Annotated in this window: 19 protein-coding genes and 1 pseudogene; 13 read left to right on the top strand and 7 right to left on the bottom strand. The window is 65.3% G+C overall.

The window, feature by feature from the left end:
- Positions 1-42 precede the first annotated feature (42 nt).
- From EV186_RS39395 to EV186_RS09335, 3 genes are all read right to left on the bottom strand, one after another.
- The gene (locus tag EV186_RS39395; protein ID WP_208115512.1) at positions 43-1,017 is read right to left on the bottom strand and encodes a hypothetical protein; all 975 of its coding nucleotides are present in this window, start codon (positions 1,015-1,017) and stop codon (positions 43-45) included.
- A gap of 123 nt (positions 1,018-1,140) precedes the next feature.
- Positions 1,141-1,824, bottom strand: a complete 684-nt coding sequence (locus tag EV186_RS09340; protein ID WP_133848584.1) for an LPXTG cell wall anchor domain-containing protein — start codon at positions 1,822-1,824, stop codon at positions 1,141-1,143.
- A 148-nt stretch (positions 1,825-1,972) separates the two neighbouring features.
- A complete protein-coding gene (locus EV186_RS09335; protein ID WP_133848583.1) occupies positions 1,973-3,103 on the bottom strand; it encodes a serine hydrolase domain-containing protein in 1,131 nt (376 codons plus the stop codon).
- Between the two features lie 138 nt (positions 3,104-3,241).
- Between EV186_RS09335 and EV186_RS09330 the strand changes: the two genes are divergently transcribed.
- Positions 3,242-4,051: a metal-dependent hydrolase gene (locus EV186_RS09330; protein WP_166659067.1), complete on the top strand. Its 810-nt coding sequence runs from the start codon at positions 3,242-3,244 to the stop codon at positions 4,049-4,051.
- Between the two features lie 17 nt (positions 4,052-4,068).
- On the top strand, positions 4,069-4,446 hold the full coding sequence (locus EV186_RS09325; protein ID WP_208115547.1) for a YciI family protein: 378 nt from the start codon (positions 4,069-4,071) through the stop codon (positions 4,444-4,446).
- Between the two features lie 89 nt (positions 4,447-4,535).
- Here EV186_RS09325 and EV186_RS09320 read toward each other — a convergent pair whose 3' ends face one another.
- Positions 4,536-4,889 (bottom strand): phospholipase A2, encoded by a 354-nt coding sequence (locus EV186_RS09320; RefSeq protein WP_208115511.1) that lies wholly within the window; start codon positions 4,887-4,889, stop codon positions 4,536-4,538.
- A 225-nt stretch (positions 4,890-5,114) separates the two neighbouring features.
- Between EV186_RS09320 and EV186_RS40455 the strand changes: the two genes are divergently transcribed.
- From EV186_RS40455 to EV186_RS09295, 6 genes and pseudogenes are all read left to right on the top strand, one after another.
- Positions 5,115-5,249 carry a hypothetical protein gene (locus tag EV186_RS40455; protein ID WP_279538288.1) on the top strand — a complete coding sequence of 45 codons (135 nt, stop codon included), beginning with the start codon at positions 5,115-5,117 and terminating at the stop codon, positions 5,247-5,249.
- A gap of 106 nt (positions 5,250-5,355) precedes the next feature.
- Positions 5,356-6,348, top strand: a complete 993-nt coding sequence (locus tag EV186_RS40450) for a Fic family protein (RefSeq protein WP_208115510.1) — start codon at positions 5,356-5,358, stop codon at positions 6,346-6,348.
- A 60-nt stretch (positions 6,349-6,408) separates the two neighbouring features.
- Positions 6,409-6,504, top strand: a pseudogene (locus EV186_RS09310) (HhH-GPD-type base excision DNA repair protein); the annotation flags it as partial.
- 26 nt (positions 6,505-6,530) lie between these two features.
- Positions 6,531-8,126, top strand: coding sequence for a recombinase family protein (locus EV186_RS09305; protein WP_133848579.1), 1,596 nt, complete (start codon positions 6,531-6,533; stop codon positions 8,124-8,126).
- A gap of 59 nt (positions 8,127-8,185) precedes the next feature.
- Positions 8,186-9,478 carry a hypothetical protein gene (locus tag EV186_RS09300; protein ID WP_133848578.1) on the top strand — a complete coding sequence of 431 codons (1,293 nt, stop codon included), beginning with the start codon at positions 8,186-8,188 and terminating at the stop codon, positions 9,476-9,478.
- Between the two features lie 17 nt (positions 9,479-9,495).
- Entirely contained in the window at positions 9,496-10,050 is a 555-nt protein-coding gene (locus EV186_RS09295; RefSeq protein WP_133848577.1) for an NUDIX hydrolase, read from the top strand.
- On the opposite strand, the gene EV186_RS09290 is transcribed toward EV186_RS09295, so the two are convergent.
- Positions 10,047-11,471, bottom strand: a complete 1,425-nt coding sequence (locus tag EV186_RS09290) for an NsdA family TPR-like regulatory protein (RefSeq protein ID WP_481808308.1) — start codon at positions 11,469-11,471, stop codon at positions 10,047-10,049. The two genes, EV186_RS09295 and EV186_RS09290, sit on opposite strands and share 4 nt — an antisense overlap.
- Positions 11,472-11,600: 129 nt before the next feature.
- Between EV186_RS09290 and EV186_RS09285 the strand changes: the two genes are divergently transcribed.
- The 5 genes from EV186_RS09285 (at position 11,601) to EV186_RS09270 (ending at position 14,978) form a co-directional block, all read left to right on the top strand.
- The gene (locus EV186_RS09285) at positions 11,601-11,846 is read left to right on the top strand and encodes a hypothetical protein (RefSeq protein WP_133848575.1); all 246 of its coding nucleotides are present in this window, start codon (positions 11,601-11,603) and stop codon (positions 11,844-11,846) included.
- The gene (locus tag EV186_RS09280; protein WP_133848574.1) at positions 11,833-12,141 is read left to right on the top strand and encodes a hypothetical protein; all 309 of its coding nucleotides are present in this window, start codon (positions 11,833-11,835) and stop codon (positions 12,139-12,141) included. Before EV186_RS09285 ends, EV186_RS09280 begins: the two co-directional genes overlap by 14 nt.
- A gap of 300 nt (positions 12,142-12,441) precedes the next feature.
- Positions 12,442-12,600: a hypothetical protein gene (locus EV186_RS38815; RefSeq protein ID WP_208115509.1), complete on the top strand. Its 159-nt coding sequence runs from the start codon at positions 12,442-12,444 to the stop codon at positions 12,598-12,600.
- Positions 12,600-13,949 carry a replication initiator gene (locus EV186_RS09275; RefSeq protein WP_341814452.1) on the top strand — a complete coding sequence of 450 codons (1,350 nt, stop codon included), beginning with the start codon at positions 12,600-12,602 and terminating at the stop codon, positions 13,947-13,949. The genes EV186_RS38815 and EV186_RS09275 overlap by 1 nt, the downstream gene beginning before the upstream one ends.
- Before the next feature lie 447 nt (positions 13,950-14,396).
- The gene (locus tag EV186_RS09270; protein WP_133848573.1) at positions 14,397-14,978 is read left to right on the top strand and encodes an HhH-GPD-type base excision DNA repair protein; all 582 of its coding nucleotides are present in this window, start codon (positions 14,397-14,399) and stop codon (positions 14,976-14,978) included.
- On the opposite strand, the gene EV186_RS09265 is transcribed toward EV186_RS09270, so the two are convergent.
- Positions 14,965-15,726 carry a DUF6414 family protein gene (locus tag EV186_RS09265; RefSeq protein ID WP_133848572.1) on the bottom strand — a complete coding sequence of 254 codons (762 nt, stop codon included), beginning with the start codon at positions 15,724-15,726 and terminating at the stop codon, positions 14,965-14,967. The genes EV186_RS09270 and EV186_RS09265 overlap by 14 nt on opposite strands.
- Positions 15,727-15,742: 16 nt before the next feature.
- Positions 15,743-16,723 carry a TIR domain-containing protein gene (locus tag EV186_RS09260; protein WP_166659065.1) on the bottom strand — a complete coding sequence of 327 codons (981 nt, stop codon included), beginning with the start codon at positions 16,721-16,723 and terminating at the stop codon, positions 15,743-15,745.
- Positions 16,724-16,773 lie beyond the last annotated feature (50 nt).

Below are 16,773 nucleotides of genomic sequence, written 5' to 3'. Positions count from 1 at the left end.
ATCCGGGTACCCGCTGTCCGCGCCCGACGCGATCGTGGGAGCTCAGCCGCGGCCGGCCGAACGGCGGCGGGCCAGCAACAGCAGCGATGCGCCGACGACCAGCAACGCGCCACCCGCGGGCACCAGCCAGCCGGCACCGAAGCCGGTGTAGGCCAGTCCGCCCGATGACCCCGTGCCGCCCTGCGGGAGCGGCGTGGTCCCGGTCGTCGTGCTGGTCACCGGGCTCGTGCCGGTGGTGCTGGACGGGGCGGGCGTGGTCGAGGAGGACGACGTGGTCGTCGAGCTCTCGCCGGTGGTCGTCGAGCTCTCACCGGTCGTCGTCGACTCCGTCGTCGTCTCGTCCGTGGTCGTCGTCGAGCTCTCACCGGTCGTCGTCGACTCGTCCGTCGTCGTGGTGGTCGACTCGTCGGTCGTCGTGGTCGTCGGCGGGCAGTCGGTCGTGGTCGTCTCGTCCGTCGTCGTCGACTCGTCCGTCGTGGTCGTCGTCGGCTCCGTCGTCGTGGTCGACTCGTCCGTGGTGGTGGTGGTGGTCGGCTCGGTCGTCGTGGTTTCTTCGGTCGTGGTGGTGGTCGGCTGGGTGGTGGTTGTCGTCGTCGTGGTCGTCGTGTCCTTGGTCCCACAGACGAACCAGTGGCTCAGCCCCGCGGGCTTGCCGCTGGCGTTGATCGGCGCGTGCAGCTTCAGCCACGGCAGATCACCGAGCGCACCCGGCAGGTAGACGTTGTAGGCGTCGGAACCCTTGACCACCACACCGGTCACGGTGAACCCGTCGGGCACCGAGGTGATGTCGAAATAGGTGCCCTTGGGCCGGTCGTTCTTCAGGATCACCGTGCCGTCGAGCCCGGCGCCGGCGCAGGTGGTCACGTTGCCGGAGTGCGCGGTCGCCCGGGAGTCGCCGGAGTCGGCTTGATCAGCAGAGGCCGCGCCCGCCAGCAGGAGCATCGCTCCCGCGGCGAGCACGGCCCCGCCTGCCGCACCCGCGCCGATTAGCCGACGAGTCAAGGCTGTGAGCGCCATGACACGACTCCGATCCCTGGGAACGCGGAAAGTTGACTAGTCGTCCGCTGATTGGCCTAGTGATCGGTGCATCGATCGGAGTAGGTGAAGCGTTAACAACTACTTTGTGTGATCTGGTTGACCTCAGACCTTCCGTCGCGCTGCGGCAACCGAGCGACCACGGACCAGGACGAGCAACGCGCCGCCGCCGAGCAGCAGGGCGCCACCGACGATGACGAGCCACCCGTTGCCGAACCCCGTGGACGCCAGCCCTTCGCCACCCTGCGCTCCGGGCGTGGTGGCCGACGGGCTGCCCGCGCCGCCCCCGGGGCTGGTGGTGACCGTCGTGGAGGACTCACCGCCGCCCGGGGACGTGGTGGTCGTCACCGGGGCCGTCGTGGTGGTGGTCGTCGTGCTGCCCTTGGTCCCGCACGCGAACCAGTGGCTGAGCCCCGCGGGCCCGCCGCTCGCGTTGATCGGCGCGTGCAGCTTCAGCCACGGCAGGTCCCCGAGCGCGCCCGGCAGGTACACGTTGTAGGCGTCACCGCCCTTGACCACCACGCCGGTCACCGTGTAGCCGGCCGGGATCGACGTGATGTCGAAATAGGTGCCCCTGGGGTTGTCCTCCCCCAAGATCCGCTCACCGGCGAGCCCGGCCCCGGCGCAGTCACCCGGCCTCGCGTTGCCCGCGTACGCGGTCGCCCGGTCGTCGCCGGACTGCGGGGCATCGGCGTTGGCAACGCCCGCGATGCCGAGCCACGCCCCCGCGGCAAGGGCGGCAACGGCCGCGACGCGTGCGAACCGGGGGGCAACAACAGAAGACGCCATGGATCAACTCCGGGAGAGGCAAGATCACTCACATGGGGACGCGACATTCTGCCTCGGACATTCGGACGCGCGAAAGCTGGGCTGAGTGGTGCAATCAGTTTGTTAGTCACCCGTTAGCGTCCGAGCGTGATCTTCGGTCACCGCCGGCTCAACTGACGGCCGCGAGCACGATCCGCTGCGCCACCGCCGGCATCGCACCGCCCATGTGCAACGTGTTGACCGAGTAGACCAACCGGCGCGCGAGGTCCAGCGTCGTGCCCATGCCGTTGTTGTAGCCCGGCCGGTCACCGGACTTCCCCCAGAACACCTGCCCGTTCACGACCAGCTCCTCCAGGCCGCGGCCGTAGGTGGCGGGCTCGCCGGTCTCGTAGGTCGGTACGTCGGGGATCCGGAACAGCTCGGCGGTCTGCGCGGGCGGCAGCAGCCGTCCGGAGACGAGCGCGACCAGGAACCGGTCGAGGTCGGGCGCGTTGGAGACGATCTCCGCGGCCGCCCACTGGAAGGTCGGGTTGGCGTCGGTCACGTCGACCCACTGGTCCGGCGTGACGGCCTCGTAGCCGTGCGCGTGCGGGCCGTGGATGCGCGGGTCGCGCCCGGGCACCACGGTCGCGGTCAGGTGCAGCGGCCGGATGATGCCGTCGCGGATGGCGTCGCCGTAGGGGCGGCCGGTGACCTTCTCGATCACCACGCCCAGCACCAGGTAGTCGATGTTGCCGTAGTGCTGCATCGTGCCGGGCGCGAACTCCATCGGCGCGTCCTTGGTCGCCAGGTCGATCAGCTGCCGGGGCGTCCAGGTGTCGAAGCGGTGCGCCAGGAACCAGACCGGGTCCTTGTGGTCGATCTTGATGCCGGGGATGCCGGCGGTGAAGTCCATCAGCTGCCCGACGGTGATCGGCGGGTAGCTCGCGGGCAGCAGGTCCGGCACGTAGCTCTGCACGGTGCGGTCCAGGTCGAGCCGGTGGCGGGCGACCAGTTGCAGCGCCGCGGTCGCGGTGAACGTCTTGGTCATGCTGCCGATGCGGAACCGGCCGTCGGCCGGAACGCCCCGGCCCGTACGGAGGTCGCCGATGCCGGACGTGCCGGTCCACTCGCCGGCCGAGCCGCGCACCTGGACCAGCGCACCGGAGACCTCGTCATTGGGCAAGTCCGCGATGGCCGCTTCGAGCGCGGCCGGGTTGAGCGGCGGAAGGGTCGTGGCCGCAGCGGCGGCGGGCGTGGCGAGCACCGCCCCGCCAAGCGTCGCCGCGACGACGATCGCCGTGATTCTCTTGGGTTTCATGGCGTCCAGCCTGTCCGCGCCGGCGCGACACGGGCATCGGGAATGGCCCTGGTTGCGACCCTGGTCTTGATCAGTGCCGGGAATTGTCGGTGCGGTGCCCTACGCTCGCCGCGCGGAAGTCGATCAGGGGGTGGACCGGTGGCGACGGGACCGACGCACGCCATGAGCGGGCTCGCGGCGTGGGGTGCGCTGACGGTGCTGGCGTCGCACCACCCGGTGGGGAATCTGACGCCACAGGCGTGGTTCGTGGGCGCGGCGCTGGCGTCGGGTGCGGCGTTGTTACCGGACCTCGACCACCCCGAGTCGACGGTGTCGAGCACGTTCGGCTCGGTGACGCTGGCGTTGAGCAGCGTGCTGAACGCCATCAGCCACGGCGTCTACCGGATCAGCCGGACCAAGCGCGACCCCAACCGCGACGGCGGCCACCGCGGGCTCACGCACACGCTGGTCTTCGCGGTGCTGGCCGCGGTCGTGACCACCGCGGTGGTGCAGACGAGCAAGTCGTGGGCGTTGCCGATCCTGATGTTCTTCTTCTGCGGTCTTGCCGTGCGCGGCCTGATGCACGAGTGGAGCCCGAAGCACGACGCGGTGTGGATCGCGGTGACGTCGCTGGCGCTCACCATCGCGTGTCTCAAGTGGACGGACCAGAGCGCGACCACCGCGGCTACTTGCGGCGTCGCCGTGGGCATCGGCTGCATCGCCCACTACCTCGGCGACGCGATCACCGAGCAGGGCTGCCCGATGCTGTGGCCGGTGCCGATCGCGTGGCGCACGTGGTACCCGGTCGCGCCGCCGAAGATCTTCCGGATGCGCACCGGGGGCAAGGTGGAACTGGTGCTGTTGGCGCCGGTGCTGACCGTCGTGGCGATCTGGCTGTCGGCGATCGCGTTGCAACGAGCCGGCGCGCTGCCCATGCTCAACGGCGTGCGGCTGATCCCCTGGACGTAGGAGTACTCGTGAAGTACATGCTGTTGATCTACGGCAACGCCGAGGCGTGGCAGGACATGTACGGTCCCGACCGCGACCGGATCATCCAGGCCCACGCGGATGTGGTCGCCGAGCTGACCACCCGCGGCGAACTGGTGTCGAACCAGGGCCTGACCACCGAGGGCTCGGCCGTCGTGCGGTTCCGCGAGGGCGCCCTGACCACGACGGACGGTCCGTTCAGCGAGGCCAAGGAGGTCCTGGCGGGCTTCTACCTGGTCGACGTGCCCGACCTGGAGCGGGCGAAGGAGATCGCCGCCAAGCTGCCCGAGGCACAGAAGTCGCTCATCGAGGTGCGGCGCGTGATGGAGTCGCAGGAGGTCATGGACGGCGTTCGCGGCGCATCCACCGGCGGCTGAGGTCCGTCATGGCCAGGTACGCCTGATCCGGTTGGCGCGTGCCCGGGCTCGGCGTGGACGGGCCGCAGCCCGCCCACGCCGACCGGCCGTCAGGTGCGACTGGTGAACTTCGCGACGTCCTGCGCCTCACTGGTCGATGGCAGCACGGTCGATGGTGAAGCGAAAGCCGGGTCGTCACCGAAGGCGACCACGGCCGCGTAATAGGTGTAGCCCGCCGCCTTGCAGGCGTCCGGGTGGGTCGGGTAGGCGGCGACGCAGTTGTTGGTGATGCCGTACTTCAGCTCGGAGTCGCAGGCGGCCTTGTGGTCGCCGGGGGCTTCGTAGCACATGTCGTGGCGGGCGCAGGGGCCGCGGAAGTCGGCGCTGAACCAGCTGTCGGGCGAGTCGGTGCAGTAGTCGTGCAGGGAGCCGAGGGAGGGGTTGTAGACGTAGTTGGAGGGCACTTGGATGACGGTCGCGCGCGGGGCCACCACGGCCGCTGAAGTGGGTGTATCGGCCATGGCCGTCCCCGAGAACAGGGCGGCGCACGCCGCAACCCCGCCGGCGACCGCAAGTAACTTCGCTCGAACCAACACGATGACTCCCGACTGTCGACAAACACTGACGACAATCAGTTATGCCGTGGTCACTCCTTCACGTCAACAGCCGATAGATGGACAAGTATCAACATGCGCATTCGTGCGATGCCGTGCGCCACGGCACGCGCACTCCGCCTGACCGGCGATCCCGACGCCGACAAGCTGCTCGCCTCCGACCCGTTCGCCCTCCTCATCGGCCTCCTGCTCGACCAGCACACTGTTTGACGTATGACCCGAGTTGTACGGTTCGATTCCTCGGGTCCCAACCGCACAACTTTGTTGGTTGTTCGGTACCGTTAGTCGACCTCGTACCGCACAACAAGGGATGCGCATGGCCGGGCGACCAAGCCGAACAGCCGTCTACCAGCGCTTGGACGATGCCGTAGCCGATCTCCGCAGCCGTTTGGGTGGCTTGCCCAAACCGGCCGAGGCCGATGACATATGGTCCGACATCTGGCATCAAGAGGCCCACAACAGCACCGCGATCGAAGGCAACACCCTCGTTCTCAGGGAAGTTGAGCGGCTGCTCGACGAAGGCCAGACGGTCGGTGCCAAACCCCTCCGGGACTACCTGGAAGTGCAGGGTTATGGCGACGCAGCGAAATGGGTGTACGGACAGGCAGTCGCCCCAAGCGATTGGGCCGCAGACGACTTGGTCACGCTCCAGGAGATCCGTCACGTCCACTACCTCTGCATGACGCCGGTTTGGACAGTCGCGCCCCATCCCCACGCCACCGACCAGGAAGGGCCAGGCGCGTTCCGGCAACACGAAATCGCCGCGTTCCCTGGTGGCATGAAACCCCCGACCTGGCCGGAAGTCGACCTGCACATGCGCGGCTGGGTGACCGAGGTCGGCACGTTGCGAACCTCGAACGGCCCCCTGCCGGAGGAATTGGCGCGGCTCCACAACCAGTTTGAGCGCATCCATCCCTTCCTCGACGGCAACGGCCGGACCGGCCGCCTCCTGCTCAACCTCCTTCTCGGACGCCTCGGCTACCCCCCAGCGATCATCTTCAAGCGCGACCGTGAGCGATACCTCCAGGCGATGCGAAAGGCCGACCGTGGCGACGTCGGCCCGCTTGGCGAGCTCATCGCTCGAAGCGTCACAGCCAACCTCTACAAGTTCGTCATGCCCGCCGTCGCAGGTCCAGCGAAGCTCGTCCCTCTGGCAGCGCTTGCCACCCCAGAGTTGACAGAGAACGCCCTCCGCGTCGCTGCCACCCGCCACCGTTTGAAAGCAGTCAAGGGCGATGACGGCCATTGGCAGAGCAGCAAGAATTGGGTGGACAACTATCGAGCGTCAAGACATCAGCGTGCCAAGTGAAGGCACGAGCCAGCAGCCGGACTGGTGTGACCATCAGCTAGACGTGCGATGCTGTGCGCCATGGCACGCGCACTCCGCCTGACCGGCGATCCCGACGCCGACAAGCTGCTCGCCTCGGACCCGTTCGCCCTCCTCGTCGGCCTCCTGCTCGACCAGCACACTGTTTGATGTATGACTAGGGCATGAGCCCATCTGACCAGGTACAACGAGCCCACTGGGGCGACTTCCAGGGTCTACGCCTGGCCGGCCTGGTCCGCCTGTCGTTCGAGCTCGACCACGACGACCCGCAGGTCGTGCCCATCCGTGGCCGCGACATCCGAGGCCGCGACGAGCAGGAGAAGGACTGCCGCACCTACGTCGAATCACGCGGCGGCAGCTACGTCCACACCTATGTCGAGCCGCACACGTCAGCGTGGAAGCGCAAGCGCGTCAGGTTGCCCGACGGCCGCACCGGCTACCGAGTCATCCGCCCAGTCTTCGAAGCGGCGTTGGAAGACCTGAAGCGCGGCAAGACCCCCGACGGCGAGCCCCTGGACGGCCTGGTCGTCTACGACATCGACCGCCTGACCCGCGACAACCGCCACCTGGAAGACGCGATAGAGGTGGTCGAACACTTCGGCCGTCCCATCATCGACATCACAGGCACCCTGGACCTCCTGACCGACAACGGCCGGACGGTCGCCCGCATCGTCGTAGCCACGAACAACAAGCAGTCCGCGGACACCGCCCGCCGAGTGAAGCGCAAGCATCGAGCCTTGGAGCTGGCCGGAATCCCCACCGGTGGCCGCCGCCCCTTCGGCTGGAACGACGACAAGCGCACCCTTCGCGTGCCCGAAGCCGAGCTGATCCGCGAAGCCGCCCAACGCATCATCAAGGGCGCCCCGCTGGCCAGCGTCGCCGTCGACTGGAACAACCAGGCAGTGACGACGGCCCTGGGCAACCGCTGGACCAACGGCTCGGTGAAGACGGTCTTCCGCAACCCGAGGCTCTGCGGCTACCGCTCCCGCAACGTCCACGAGATCGACCCGGACACCGGCCGCCAAACCATCCACGTCGAGATCGTGCGCGACGCGGACGGCAACCCCGTCATCGGCCAGTTCGACCCGATCCTGACCGTCGCCGAGTGGGAAGCCGTGACCGCGATCCTCGGCAACCGCACCATCGCGAGCCGAGGCAAGAACACCCGCACGTACCTGCTCACGGGCACCCTCCGCTGCGGCAAGCCGGAGTGCAACGCACGCCTACGAGCTTTGAAGGCCCACGCATCCCGCGTGAAGACCCCCGGCCGCTTCTACTACTCGTGCCCCGCCAAGAGCCAGCGCGGTTGCGGTGGCGGCGTCAGCATTCCCGGCCCGGAGACGGACAAGTGGATCAGCGCCGCCGTGATCACCAAGTACGAACAAGAAGCACAACGCCGCGACGCCGCCACCGAGCCCGAGCCGTGGCCACAGCAGGCGGAGCTGGCCGAGGTCCAAGACGACCTGCGCGAGCTGTCCACGGCCCGCAAGGAGCGTCGCATCTCCGCCCAGCGCTACTTCGCCATGCTGCCCGACCTGGAACAACAGGAACACGCCCTACTGGCCGACCGCGAACGCTGGCTGGCCCAAACCACAGCCGCAACAACCACCCACGCCACCATCCGCCAAGACTGGGACGACTACCCCCTGGCCCAGAAACGAGCCCTGATCGAAGAGGCCCTGACCGCCGTAGTCGTCTACCCAGCCAACGGCCGCCGAGGCTTCCACCCCGATCGCGTAGAACTCATCTGGCGCGGCTAGACACATACATACGTTTCGTTCGACGCTGACGGGCACGCAGCGCAGTAACGTGTCCTAGCGTGACGAAGCCGAACGAGATACCAAGAGATCCGGTCTCTCACTTCTTCGTGAACTTTCCTGAGAGACGTCGCCGAGCCATCAGCGCGGCCCATCGACTTACCGACGATCAGTTGGCAGCAAACGATGCAGCCGTACTTGTGCGGTCAATCCTCGATCAGCACGCCGAAGAGGAGATCCTTCCGGTTTTCGAAGGCAAGTGGAACACTCAGCGTGAAATAACAAGACCAGGCACGCAAGAAAGCAATGATCCCCCCGAAATCTTGTTGGAGTTCCACGTGCCGTGCTATGGAACCATAGCGGCACTCCATGAAGTCGACAGCAGATGCACACATGGCAGCGGATCTATCCAGCCACGACCTCCGGCAGACCAGCCTCAAAACTCCGTAAGAATCCAGTTTACCTACTCGCTCGACTCATCAGCACATATCGATGCTTTCGAGTCGGGACTTATGCAGACCTGGGAAAAGTGGCAGGATGCGCTAAAGATCAACGTTCGTGATGCAAATACCATCATCAGGAAGCGCAGAGCGGAGCTGGCTAACGACATCCGACCACTGATCGAGGCGAGACAACGACGTGTCATAGCCCTCCGGACCGCCTCAGCCAACCTCGCGATACCGCTTAGCCCGAACTTGGCTCCATCGGTTTCCATCCCACTAAAGGCAAATTTGCTCACACTAGAAAGGATCGAGCAACAAGCGGACTCCGGTACACCCGAGCCGGCACTGGCAAACAACCTGGCAGACGACGTTCTCAACATCATTCTAGGTTTCACAAATGCACTAGAGCGACTGCACACGACCGCTGACCGTCTCGCAGGAGCCGACGAAGAGACGCTCCGTGACGTACTACTCTTCGTGCTGAATGCGAACTTCACCGGCATTGCAACTGGAGAGACCTTTACCGGAAAAGGAAAGACGGACATACTTCTCCGCTGGCGAGACCGGAACGCCTTCATAGCAGAATGCAAGTTCTGGACCGGAACCAAGAAGTTCGTCGAGGCAATCGACCAACTCCTCGGCTATACCGTTTGGCGAGACACGCGCATAGCTCTCATCCTCTTCGTGCGAGACCGTCGGGATGTGTCGGCGATCATCACAAAGGCCGTAAAAGCTATTCTCCAGCATCCACAGATAATCTCTGGCGACGAAGTCGGCGAGATCGACAATCAGCGAGAGTTTATTCTCGCATCTACTTCGGACAGTAAACGGGCGATCAGGCTCGCCTTCATACCTGTACACCTCCCCACTTTGCGCAGTGGACAGACACTCGACGAAATCACCACTCCGTAGCAAGGTATTCTGGCACGGTGGCCGACCAAGATATTACCAATACGTGGCACATCCACGACGAGCGCACAGTTGATGACACGCGGCGCCTACATCTCAATATCGCGCACGTCGAGCTTCCTGACGGGGTGCAGTTCGAGCAATACGTCCTACGGATGCCCAAGGCGGCGATGACCGTCGTCCTGGACGACGAGCGCGAGAACGTGCTCATGATCTACCGTCACCGGTTCATCATGGATCGCTGGACCTGGGAACTCCCCGGCGGCTACGTCGACCCCGACGAGGACCCCGCCGCCACCGCTGCTCGTGAGGTCGAGGAAGAGACCGGCTGGCGACCCCGCAGCATCCGCCCGCTGTCCAGCTTCCAACCCCTAGCCGGAACCGCGGACTTCGAGAACCTGCTCTACCTGGCCGAAGGCGCCGAGAACACCGGCAAGGAAGCCGACATCAACGAGGCCGCCCGCGTCGAGTGGCTACCGCTCAACACCATGCGTGAGCGCATCGCGAACGGCGAGGTCATCGGCGCAGGCGCCCAGCTCGGCATCATGTTCGTCCTCGCCGAGCAGGGCCACTAAGGCACGGGGATCGCAGCCGCCGACATCTGCGCGTAGAGCGCCTTCACCGGCTCCGCCGACCGATACCGGTTGAGCCGTCGACCCACGTCCGCCAGGTACGCGACCGTCCGCACCGACCGCACGCTGCCCGCCATCGTCACCGCTTCCGATGCCGTCGAGCAGGACTCTTCGACCTGCCCCTGGTCCGCCAGCGCCGACGCGAGCAACGACATGTTGAACAGCCGTCCCCGGTCGTAGCCCTCGTTCATCTCCAGCGACCGGCGCGCGTACCGCTCGGCGTCGACGGGCTGGCCGAGATCCCGGAAGCAGTGCGCGAACTTCGCAGCCAGGTACGCGGCATCGAAGTAGCCCAACCACTCCGGCGCGTCCTGCCGATCCGCAGCCGACAACGCCCGTTCCGACTCGGCCAAGGCGTCGAGGCACGACCGCGAGTCACCTTGCAGCGCGAAGCCGTGCGCCGCCATCACCGCGGATTCCGACACGAGCGCGTGCAGGCCGGACCGGTTCGCATCCGAGTGCGCCGCTTGCGCCAGGTCCACAGCGATCGAGCCCGACCGGAAGAACGCCGCCTGGTGGCTCATCCCCGCCAGCATCTCGGCCGCCAGACCATCGTTGTCGATCTCCTGGCACAGCCGCAGCGCCTGCCGCAGGTGCTTGCTCCCGGTCTCGGCGTCGCCCACATCGTACGCCATCCACCCCGCGAGCTGGTTCAGCTCCGCCACCGCGCCGTACAGCTCGGACCGAATCGCATCGGTCGACCGCGCCTCACGCAGCATCGGCACCACGTCCGACGCCAGGTAGTTGCTCACCGTCCCCCGCGCGTGCCCGCCGCCGAACCGGTTGTCGAGGCGTCGGAACGTCCGCGTCATCTCGCGGATGGTCGCCACGTCGGTAGCGCCGATGCTGCGGGCCGGGCTCGCGGAGGCATGACCGGAACCGAACCAGCCGAAGCCGCTCGCCGCCGCCGTCCAACCGGCGACCTTGAACAACTGCCGACGCCGCACGTCGTCTCCTTCCTCTGCCTCGCGAACGTCGTCCGACGAGAGCCGGAACCACAGATGCCGTTCCGGGATGTGCAACACGCGTGCCCAGTAGTCGAGCTTGTTCAGGTCATGGACGGACTCAGCAGCTCGTTCAAGACGGCTCACCTGACTCTGCGTGAGCCCCAGCCATCTGCCGATCTTGGCCTGCGTCAACACCGGACGGTGCTCGAACCGGTAGGCGTAAAGCACCTGCCCGAAGTGCCTGCTGCGAAAGGCGTCCCGCAGCGCGGCCCGTCGCCAGAACTCCTCGGGCTTGTCCGGCGCAGAGGATGAACGAACGGCTTTACGCGCACACGGCCCACACGTGGACGAACGGTTGTCAGCCGCCAGCCGCGCACCGCAACCGGTGCATGCGCGTTTGGCCGGCGTCGTCCCCATTCCGCCCAGTGTAGCGATCGACACAACGCGTGACCTGCGCTTATGTACGCCTCACATAAATCAGTCGGTTTCGTCGTGGGGCCAGGCCGCATTCGTCCCGATGGTGGTGGGACAGACCTCGGAGGAGCCATGCAGCCAGACACCACCAGCCCGCGCACCGGCAAGACACCGGTCAACGTCGCCATGGTTCGTCAGCACACCCCGGTCAGCGTCTCGATCAACGAACACGACCGCGTGGTGTCAGTGCTAGTGAGCGGTGACAGCGCAATCGTGCTGCTTGGGCTCACGCTGGCCGGTGCCGACGTCTTTCTTCACCAGGTCGCCCGGGCTGTTGAAGAGCTGCGACGCGTGGAGGCACACCGTGCCCAACGCTGATCCCGCCGAGTTCCTGGCCTATCGCGTCGCGGTCTATGCCCGCCTGCACGCCTACGAGACCGCCGCGACCACGGACAACGACGCCTACGCGGCACAACTGGCGCGCACCGAACTGCCCCGGCACCTGCGGCACTGGCTGCCCCGCCTGCAAGCCCACGAGCCCGACAAGCACGGGAACTGCCCGACCTGCTCGCACTGGTGGCGCAAGGTCGCAGCGCCGTGCGATCTCTGGCGTTGGTTCCACGGCTTCCTGACCGTCGAGCCCGCACATTTCGACGTTCCGTCGATCACCTAGACCCGGCCGACCGTCGTCTGCTCCCGGCAGGCGATGGCCGACCGTCGGTTGGCGGGGCGCACCAACTCCGGTCCCTCCCCGCGTCCCGCCAACCATCCCAACCAGCCTGAGTCGCGAGCTCACCGCCACAACTCCATAAAGCTGCTCCCCAAACACAAAGAGACGAGCCTCCGGGCTGTGGCCAAGTAGAGCCACGAAACACAAAAACACTTCCATTCATGCTTCGGCATTGCAGCGAACGAACACCACGAGTTGCCGCGTCGCGACTCCGCCGCAAGCACATGAATGGAAGTGTTTTCGGTGGAGCACAACGAAGATGAGCTGTGGGAGTGGGCACGGCAGACGGCCGCGTCCGCTCCGCTGTGGAGTGACGAGCGTTGGGAGCGCATCAACGCAACGCTCGGCATCAAGCTCGCTGAACCCGACCAGCAAGCCGTCTCGTGGTCGGAGGCGGCGTGATGGTCGAGCCGCACGAACTGCCGCGATGGCTGCACCAGCTCGGAGAGAAGGCCGCACAGCCGGGTTTCGACCGCTGGCGCCAGATGGTCGAGAGCACCGGCGGCTGCTCGAACCCGATCCGGCTGATCGGTCAGACCACAACGGTCGACAGCGCGACCGGGGAGATCCTCGGCAGCTACTCCACCCACGACGAGCCGACCGGCTACCTGCTGACCGCGTGTGGCAACAGGCGGGCGAGCCGGTGCGAGTCGTGCGCGCGGGTGTACGCCGACGACACGTTCCACCTGATCAAGTCCGGTCTGGCCGGAGGCCGGGACGTGCCCGAGTCGGTGTCGGCCCACCCCAGGGTGTTCGTCACGTTCACCGCGCCATCGTTCGGTCCGGTGCACTCGCGGGCTGTTGACGCGCGGGGACGAGTCCGGCCGTGCCACCCACGCAACGAAGGGCCGTCCTGTCGTCAGCGGCACGCCGAGGGTGATCCCCGGTTGGGCCACGCCATCGACCCCGCCAGCTACGACTATCGGGGCGCGGTCCTGTGGAACAACCAGGCCGGCGAGCTGTGGCACGTGTTCACCGTCTACCTGCGCAGGCAGCTCGCCGAAGCGGTCGGCGTGGCCCGCTCGAAGCTGAACACGGTGCTGCGGGTCGAGTACGCCAAGGTAGCCGAGTACCAGGCGCGCGGCGTGATCCACTTCCATGCTGTGATCAGGCTGGACGGGCCAGGTGGTCCGACCGAGCCACCACCGTTCGGCGTGGACCTCGAAGTCCTGTCCGAAGCAATCGAGGCGGCGGCTCGTGCGTCGCAGGTCGAGATGCGGGACTTCACCGTCCGGTGGGGTCGCCAGCTCGACGTCCGTCCGATCGAGACCAACGCGACCTGGACCGATCAGCGCGTGGCCCGCTACATCGCGAAGTACGCGACGAAGGGTGCCGAAGCCGCGGGGACCGTCGACCGGCCGTTGCGAACCATCAAGCACCTGCATCGCGTCCGCGGCTTGTCCCCGCAAGCACGCGCGATGATCGAGACGTGCTGGGACCTCGGACCGAGCTTGCGGCAGTGGGCACACATGCTCGGCTACGGCGGGCACTTCACGACCAAGAGCCGCAGGTACTCGACCACCCTGGGCACGATGCGCAGGGACCGAGCCCGCTACCGCGCGGACGAGGCCCGATCGTTCGCCGGACTGGAGCCGTTGCCGGACACGCCGGTTGAACGCGTCGGAGCCTGGCAGGTCGCGGGCACCGGGTACCGGACCATCAGCGAGCACACGTGGGCGGAGATGATCCGGGAGCAGAAGCGCCATCGTCCACTACCCCGACGACCTGAGACCGACCAGCAGGCGAGTTGACCGATCTGGTTCAGACTTTCTTCTCCTGAGTCAAGCGCGCCGCCGCGCGGCGCGCGGGAGTTGGGCTGGCTTGCCGCCCACCGGTGAGAGCGCCCGCCACGGCTCGGGCTCCGCTCCGCTCTGCCCGGCCGGGCGGCACTCTCACGGGCGGCAAGGTGCCCGTCCCGTACGCGCGGCGACGCGGTTTTCAGGAAGAGAGATGTCCTCGCCGGACGGGCAGGTCTCCAGGATGGTCAGCCCTGGTCCAGCGGTTGCGCGGTTGGTGCCCGTGCCACCCCGACGACCTCCCCGAGGGCTATCAGGCCGGCCCGGGGCCGCAAGCTTGGCAAGACACGTCGCGTGACATTCGAAGGTGCGGCCCCGGGCAGGCCTGATCGGGCTGCGCCAGGTCGACGGGATGGCACTCGGACAGGTGTGGTCTGGGAAAAGACGTGCCATCCTGTCGGCGTGACAAAGCTGTGCATCGCCCAGAACCCCGAGGCAGACGAGCTGCTGGATAGCTCCCCGCTGGCCCTGCTGCTTGGCATGCTGCTCGACCAGCAGATCCAAATGGAGATCGCGTTCCTCGGCCCGAAGAAGCTGTACGACCGCCTGGGCGGCAAGCTCGACGTCCACACGATCGCGGACTACGACCCGGAGGCGTTCGCAACGCTGGCATGTACGCCTCCCGCGATCCACCGCTACGGCGGGTCGATGGCGAAGCGGGTGCAGGCGCTCTGCCAGTTCATCGTCTCCGAGTGGGACGGGGACGTCGAGGCGATCTGGACGCGCGACAAGCCGACCGGGGCCGAGGTCCTGAAGCGGCTGAAGGCGCTGCCTGGGTTCGGAGAGCAGAAGGCGAAGATCTTCTTGGCACTGCTGGGCAAGCAGCGGGGTGTCCAGCCGTATGGGTGGCGCAAGGCCGCTGGTGACTATGGCACGGCGGGCTCACACCGCTCCGTCGCCGACGTCACAAGCCATGACAGCCTTCAACAGGTTCGCTCGTTCAAGAAAGCAGCAAAAATCGCAGCACGGGCTACCGATAAATAGCCAGGACGTGAAGGATAGTTGCCGGACCTTTCAAATAGGCAGCGTCATCTGAACTCGATCGGGCGGCTTTACGACGTTGCTGACGCGTCAATTGCTGACCGGGAATCTTTATCAGAGGATACCTGCTTGAAGCAGGTATTGTTTCCGCCACACGGCCGTAGACTGTGGCGCGCCCTTCTAGATCGTTAAACCCGCGGACTATGAACTCCTGCCGCAGTGGCATGATCAAGCTCGGCGACGAGGCTACCTTGAGAACCAGCGGCGGAGTGTCACCAATTGCCTCTCTTGCCTGGTCGAGATAGCCTAGCTGCTCTATAACTTTCCTACCTTCCGCGTCCAACATACCGATTCGATCTACAAATTCCCCAGCCGCCCTGAAGGTCGCGGCATTCATAATCGCGTTAATTGCAGGCGGTATCTCGACAACGCCCTTAATTTCACAGAATCGATCATCTTCAGCATCGGTCAAACTGAATCGGTCGCCAGACCCGACCGTCAGGACATCCTCCGAATCGGACACATGTCCGAACAGCCGATCAAACCGCGCCGCTTCAGTTTGGCGGACCACCTTTCGCCTGCTATCCGTGGTGGAGAATCTATCGGAAAGAACTTCTTCTTCACCAGGGGCGGCGCCCGAAGTGTCAAGCGTTACGTGGCGATCCTCCTCATCATATATGCCGCCTTCCACAATTGACAGGAAACTTTCTACCATATTGGTGTCGTAGTAAAGAAAATCTCGAAACTTCATTCGCCCCAAACCCTCACTATTCCGGCTTTGCCCAGATGGCAGAAATTGTTTGATCAACCTCAGACGAACCTTCCGGGGCCGAAAAAGCGCCGGCAGTAAGCCAGTCTTGTCCACTCAAGTCCGCAGCTAGACCAGCAGTTTGCAATCGCTGAGCTAGCGCTGACCGCTTCGCTGGCGACCCGTCAAAGCGAACTACATGACGCCCTGCCGCATCACTAAATGGTTTTACTCGACCAACCTCCACCAACACAGTCCGAGAGATGTCGATGGCATCTGCAATACCCGCTTCGTAGTACACATTGGGCCGCGCCTGCCCATATAGCTGACGCTCCGACTCGTTATCGTCCGAGCCGAGAAGGTCCGCGCGCAAGCGAACTTGATCGTCAGGAGTGAACAGAATTACGGCCGCATCGGCCATATTCAAACCTTGCCGCACCACGTCACCAATGTACGGATTGGGTAGACCGGTCGCGCCAACCGCATGTTCCCACTCCACAATACGGAGACCGAGCGATCGCAAGAAGGTCTTCATTTGTGAGACAACAGAGAAATCACGTCCGTGAACAAGAAACACTCTGTCCCCGAGCTTCCCTGTTTCGGTTCGATCAGATCCTGCAACATCAGATGCCCTGGCGGCGGGCGTCGCCCGCAACTCGGCAAAATCGCCGGGCGGCCCCACGATGTACTCGTCAGTGACATCCGGCGCTGCTCGCGCAATCCTCCAAGACATCGACGGCCCGCCGACCATCACAACCGGCGAACGTCGATCCCGCTCAGCAATTTCGTCACGAATAACAGATGACGGATTCTCGCTTCTCGAAATCTGCAGACGATTAATATCAGAAACGGCAATTGTTCTTCCGTTGACAGTGATGCTCGTACCATTGCGGTACGGCTCAAGAAACTGCTGATCTAGTGTTTCCTGCGTCAAGTCAAGCTTGACTTCCTCGTCCGTAGAATTTGCTACCGAGACGCGTACATGGAAATATTCTTCCACGAGATCACCTTTCTGCGCTGTGACAATGCTACTCGCACCGGCTTCGTCAA

This window comes from Labedaea rhizosphaerae (assembly GCF_004362825.1).
Lineage (GTDB): Bacteria > Actinomycetota > Actinomycetes > Mycobacteriales > Pseudonocardiaceae > Labedaea > Labedaea rhizosphaerae.
Note: the sequence above shows the minus strand (reverse complement) of the source record. Positions and strands in the feature narration are given on the sequence as shown.

What these genes read in the sequence shown, in the direction of transcription:
- EV186_RS39395 (WP_208115512.1), bottom strand. Translation starts at nt 1,017, where the DNA reads ATGGCGCTCACAGCCTTGACTCGTCGGCTAATCGGCGCGGGTGCGGCA.
- EV186_RS09340 (WP_133848584.1), bottom strand. Translation starts at nt 1,824, where the DNA reads ATGGCGTCTTCTGTTGTTGCCCCCCGGTTCGCACGCGTCGCGGCCGTT.
- EV186_RS09335 (WP_133848583.1), bottom strand. Translation starts at nt 3,103, where the DNA reads ATGAAACCCAAGAGAATCACGGCGATCGTCGTCGCGGCGACGCTTGGC.
- EV186_RS09325 (WP_208115547.1), top strand. Translation starts at nt 4,069, where the DNA reads ATGCTGTTGATCTACGGCAACGCCGAGGCGTGGCAGGACATGTACGGT.
- EV186_RS40455 (WP_279538288.1), top strand. Translation starts at nt 5,115, where the DNA reads ATGCGCATTCGTGCGATGCCGTGCGCCACGGCACGCGCACTCCGCCTG.
- EV186_RS40450 (WP_208115510.1), top strand. Translation starts at nt 5,356, where the DNA reads ATGGCCGGGCGACCAAGCCGAACAGCCGTCTACCAGCGCTTGGACGAT.
- EV186_RS09305 (WP_133848579.1), top strand. Translation starts at nt 6,531, where the DNA reads ATGAGCCCATCTGACCAGGTACAACGAGCCCACTGGGGCGACTTCCAG.
- EV186_RS09290 (WP_481808308.1), bottom strand. Translation starts at nt 11,471, where the DNA reads ATGGGGACGACGCCGGCCAAACGCGCATGCACCGGTTGCGGTGCGCGG.
- EV186_RS09285 (WP_133848575.1), top strand. Translation starts at nt 11,601, where the DNA reads ATGCAGCCAGACACCACCAGCCCGCGCACCGGCAAGACACCGGTCAAC.
- EV186_RS09275 (WP_341814452.1), top strand. Translation starts at nt 12,600, where the DNA reads ATGGTCGAGCCGCACGAACTGCCGCGATGGCTGCACCAGCTCGGAGAG.
- EV186_RS09265 (WP_133848572.1), bottom strand. Translation starts at nt 15,726, where the DNA reads ATGAAGTTTCGAGATTTTCTTTACTACGACACCAATATGGTAGAAAGT.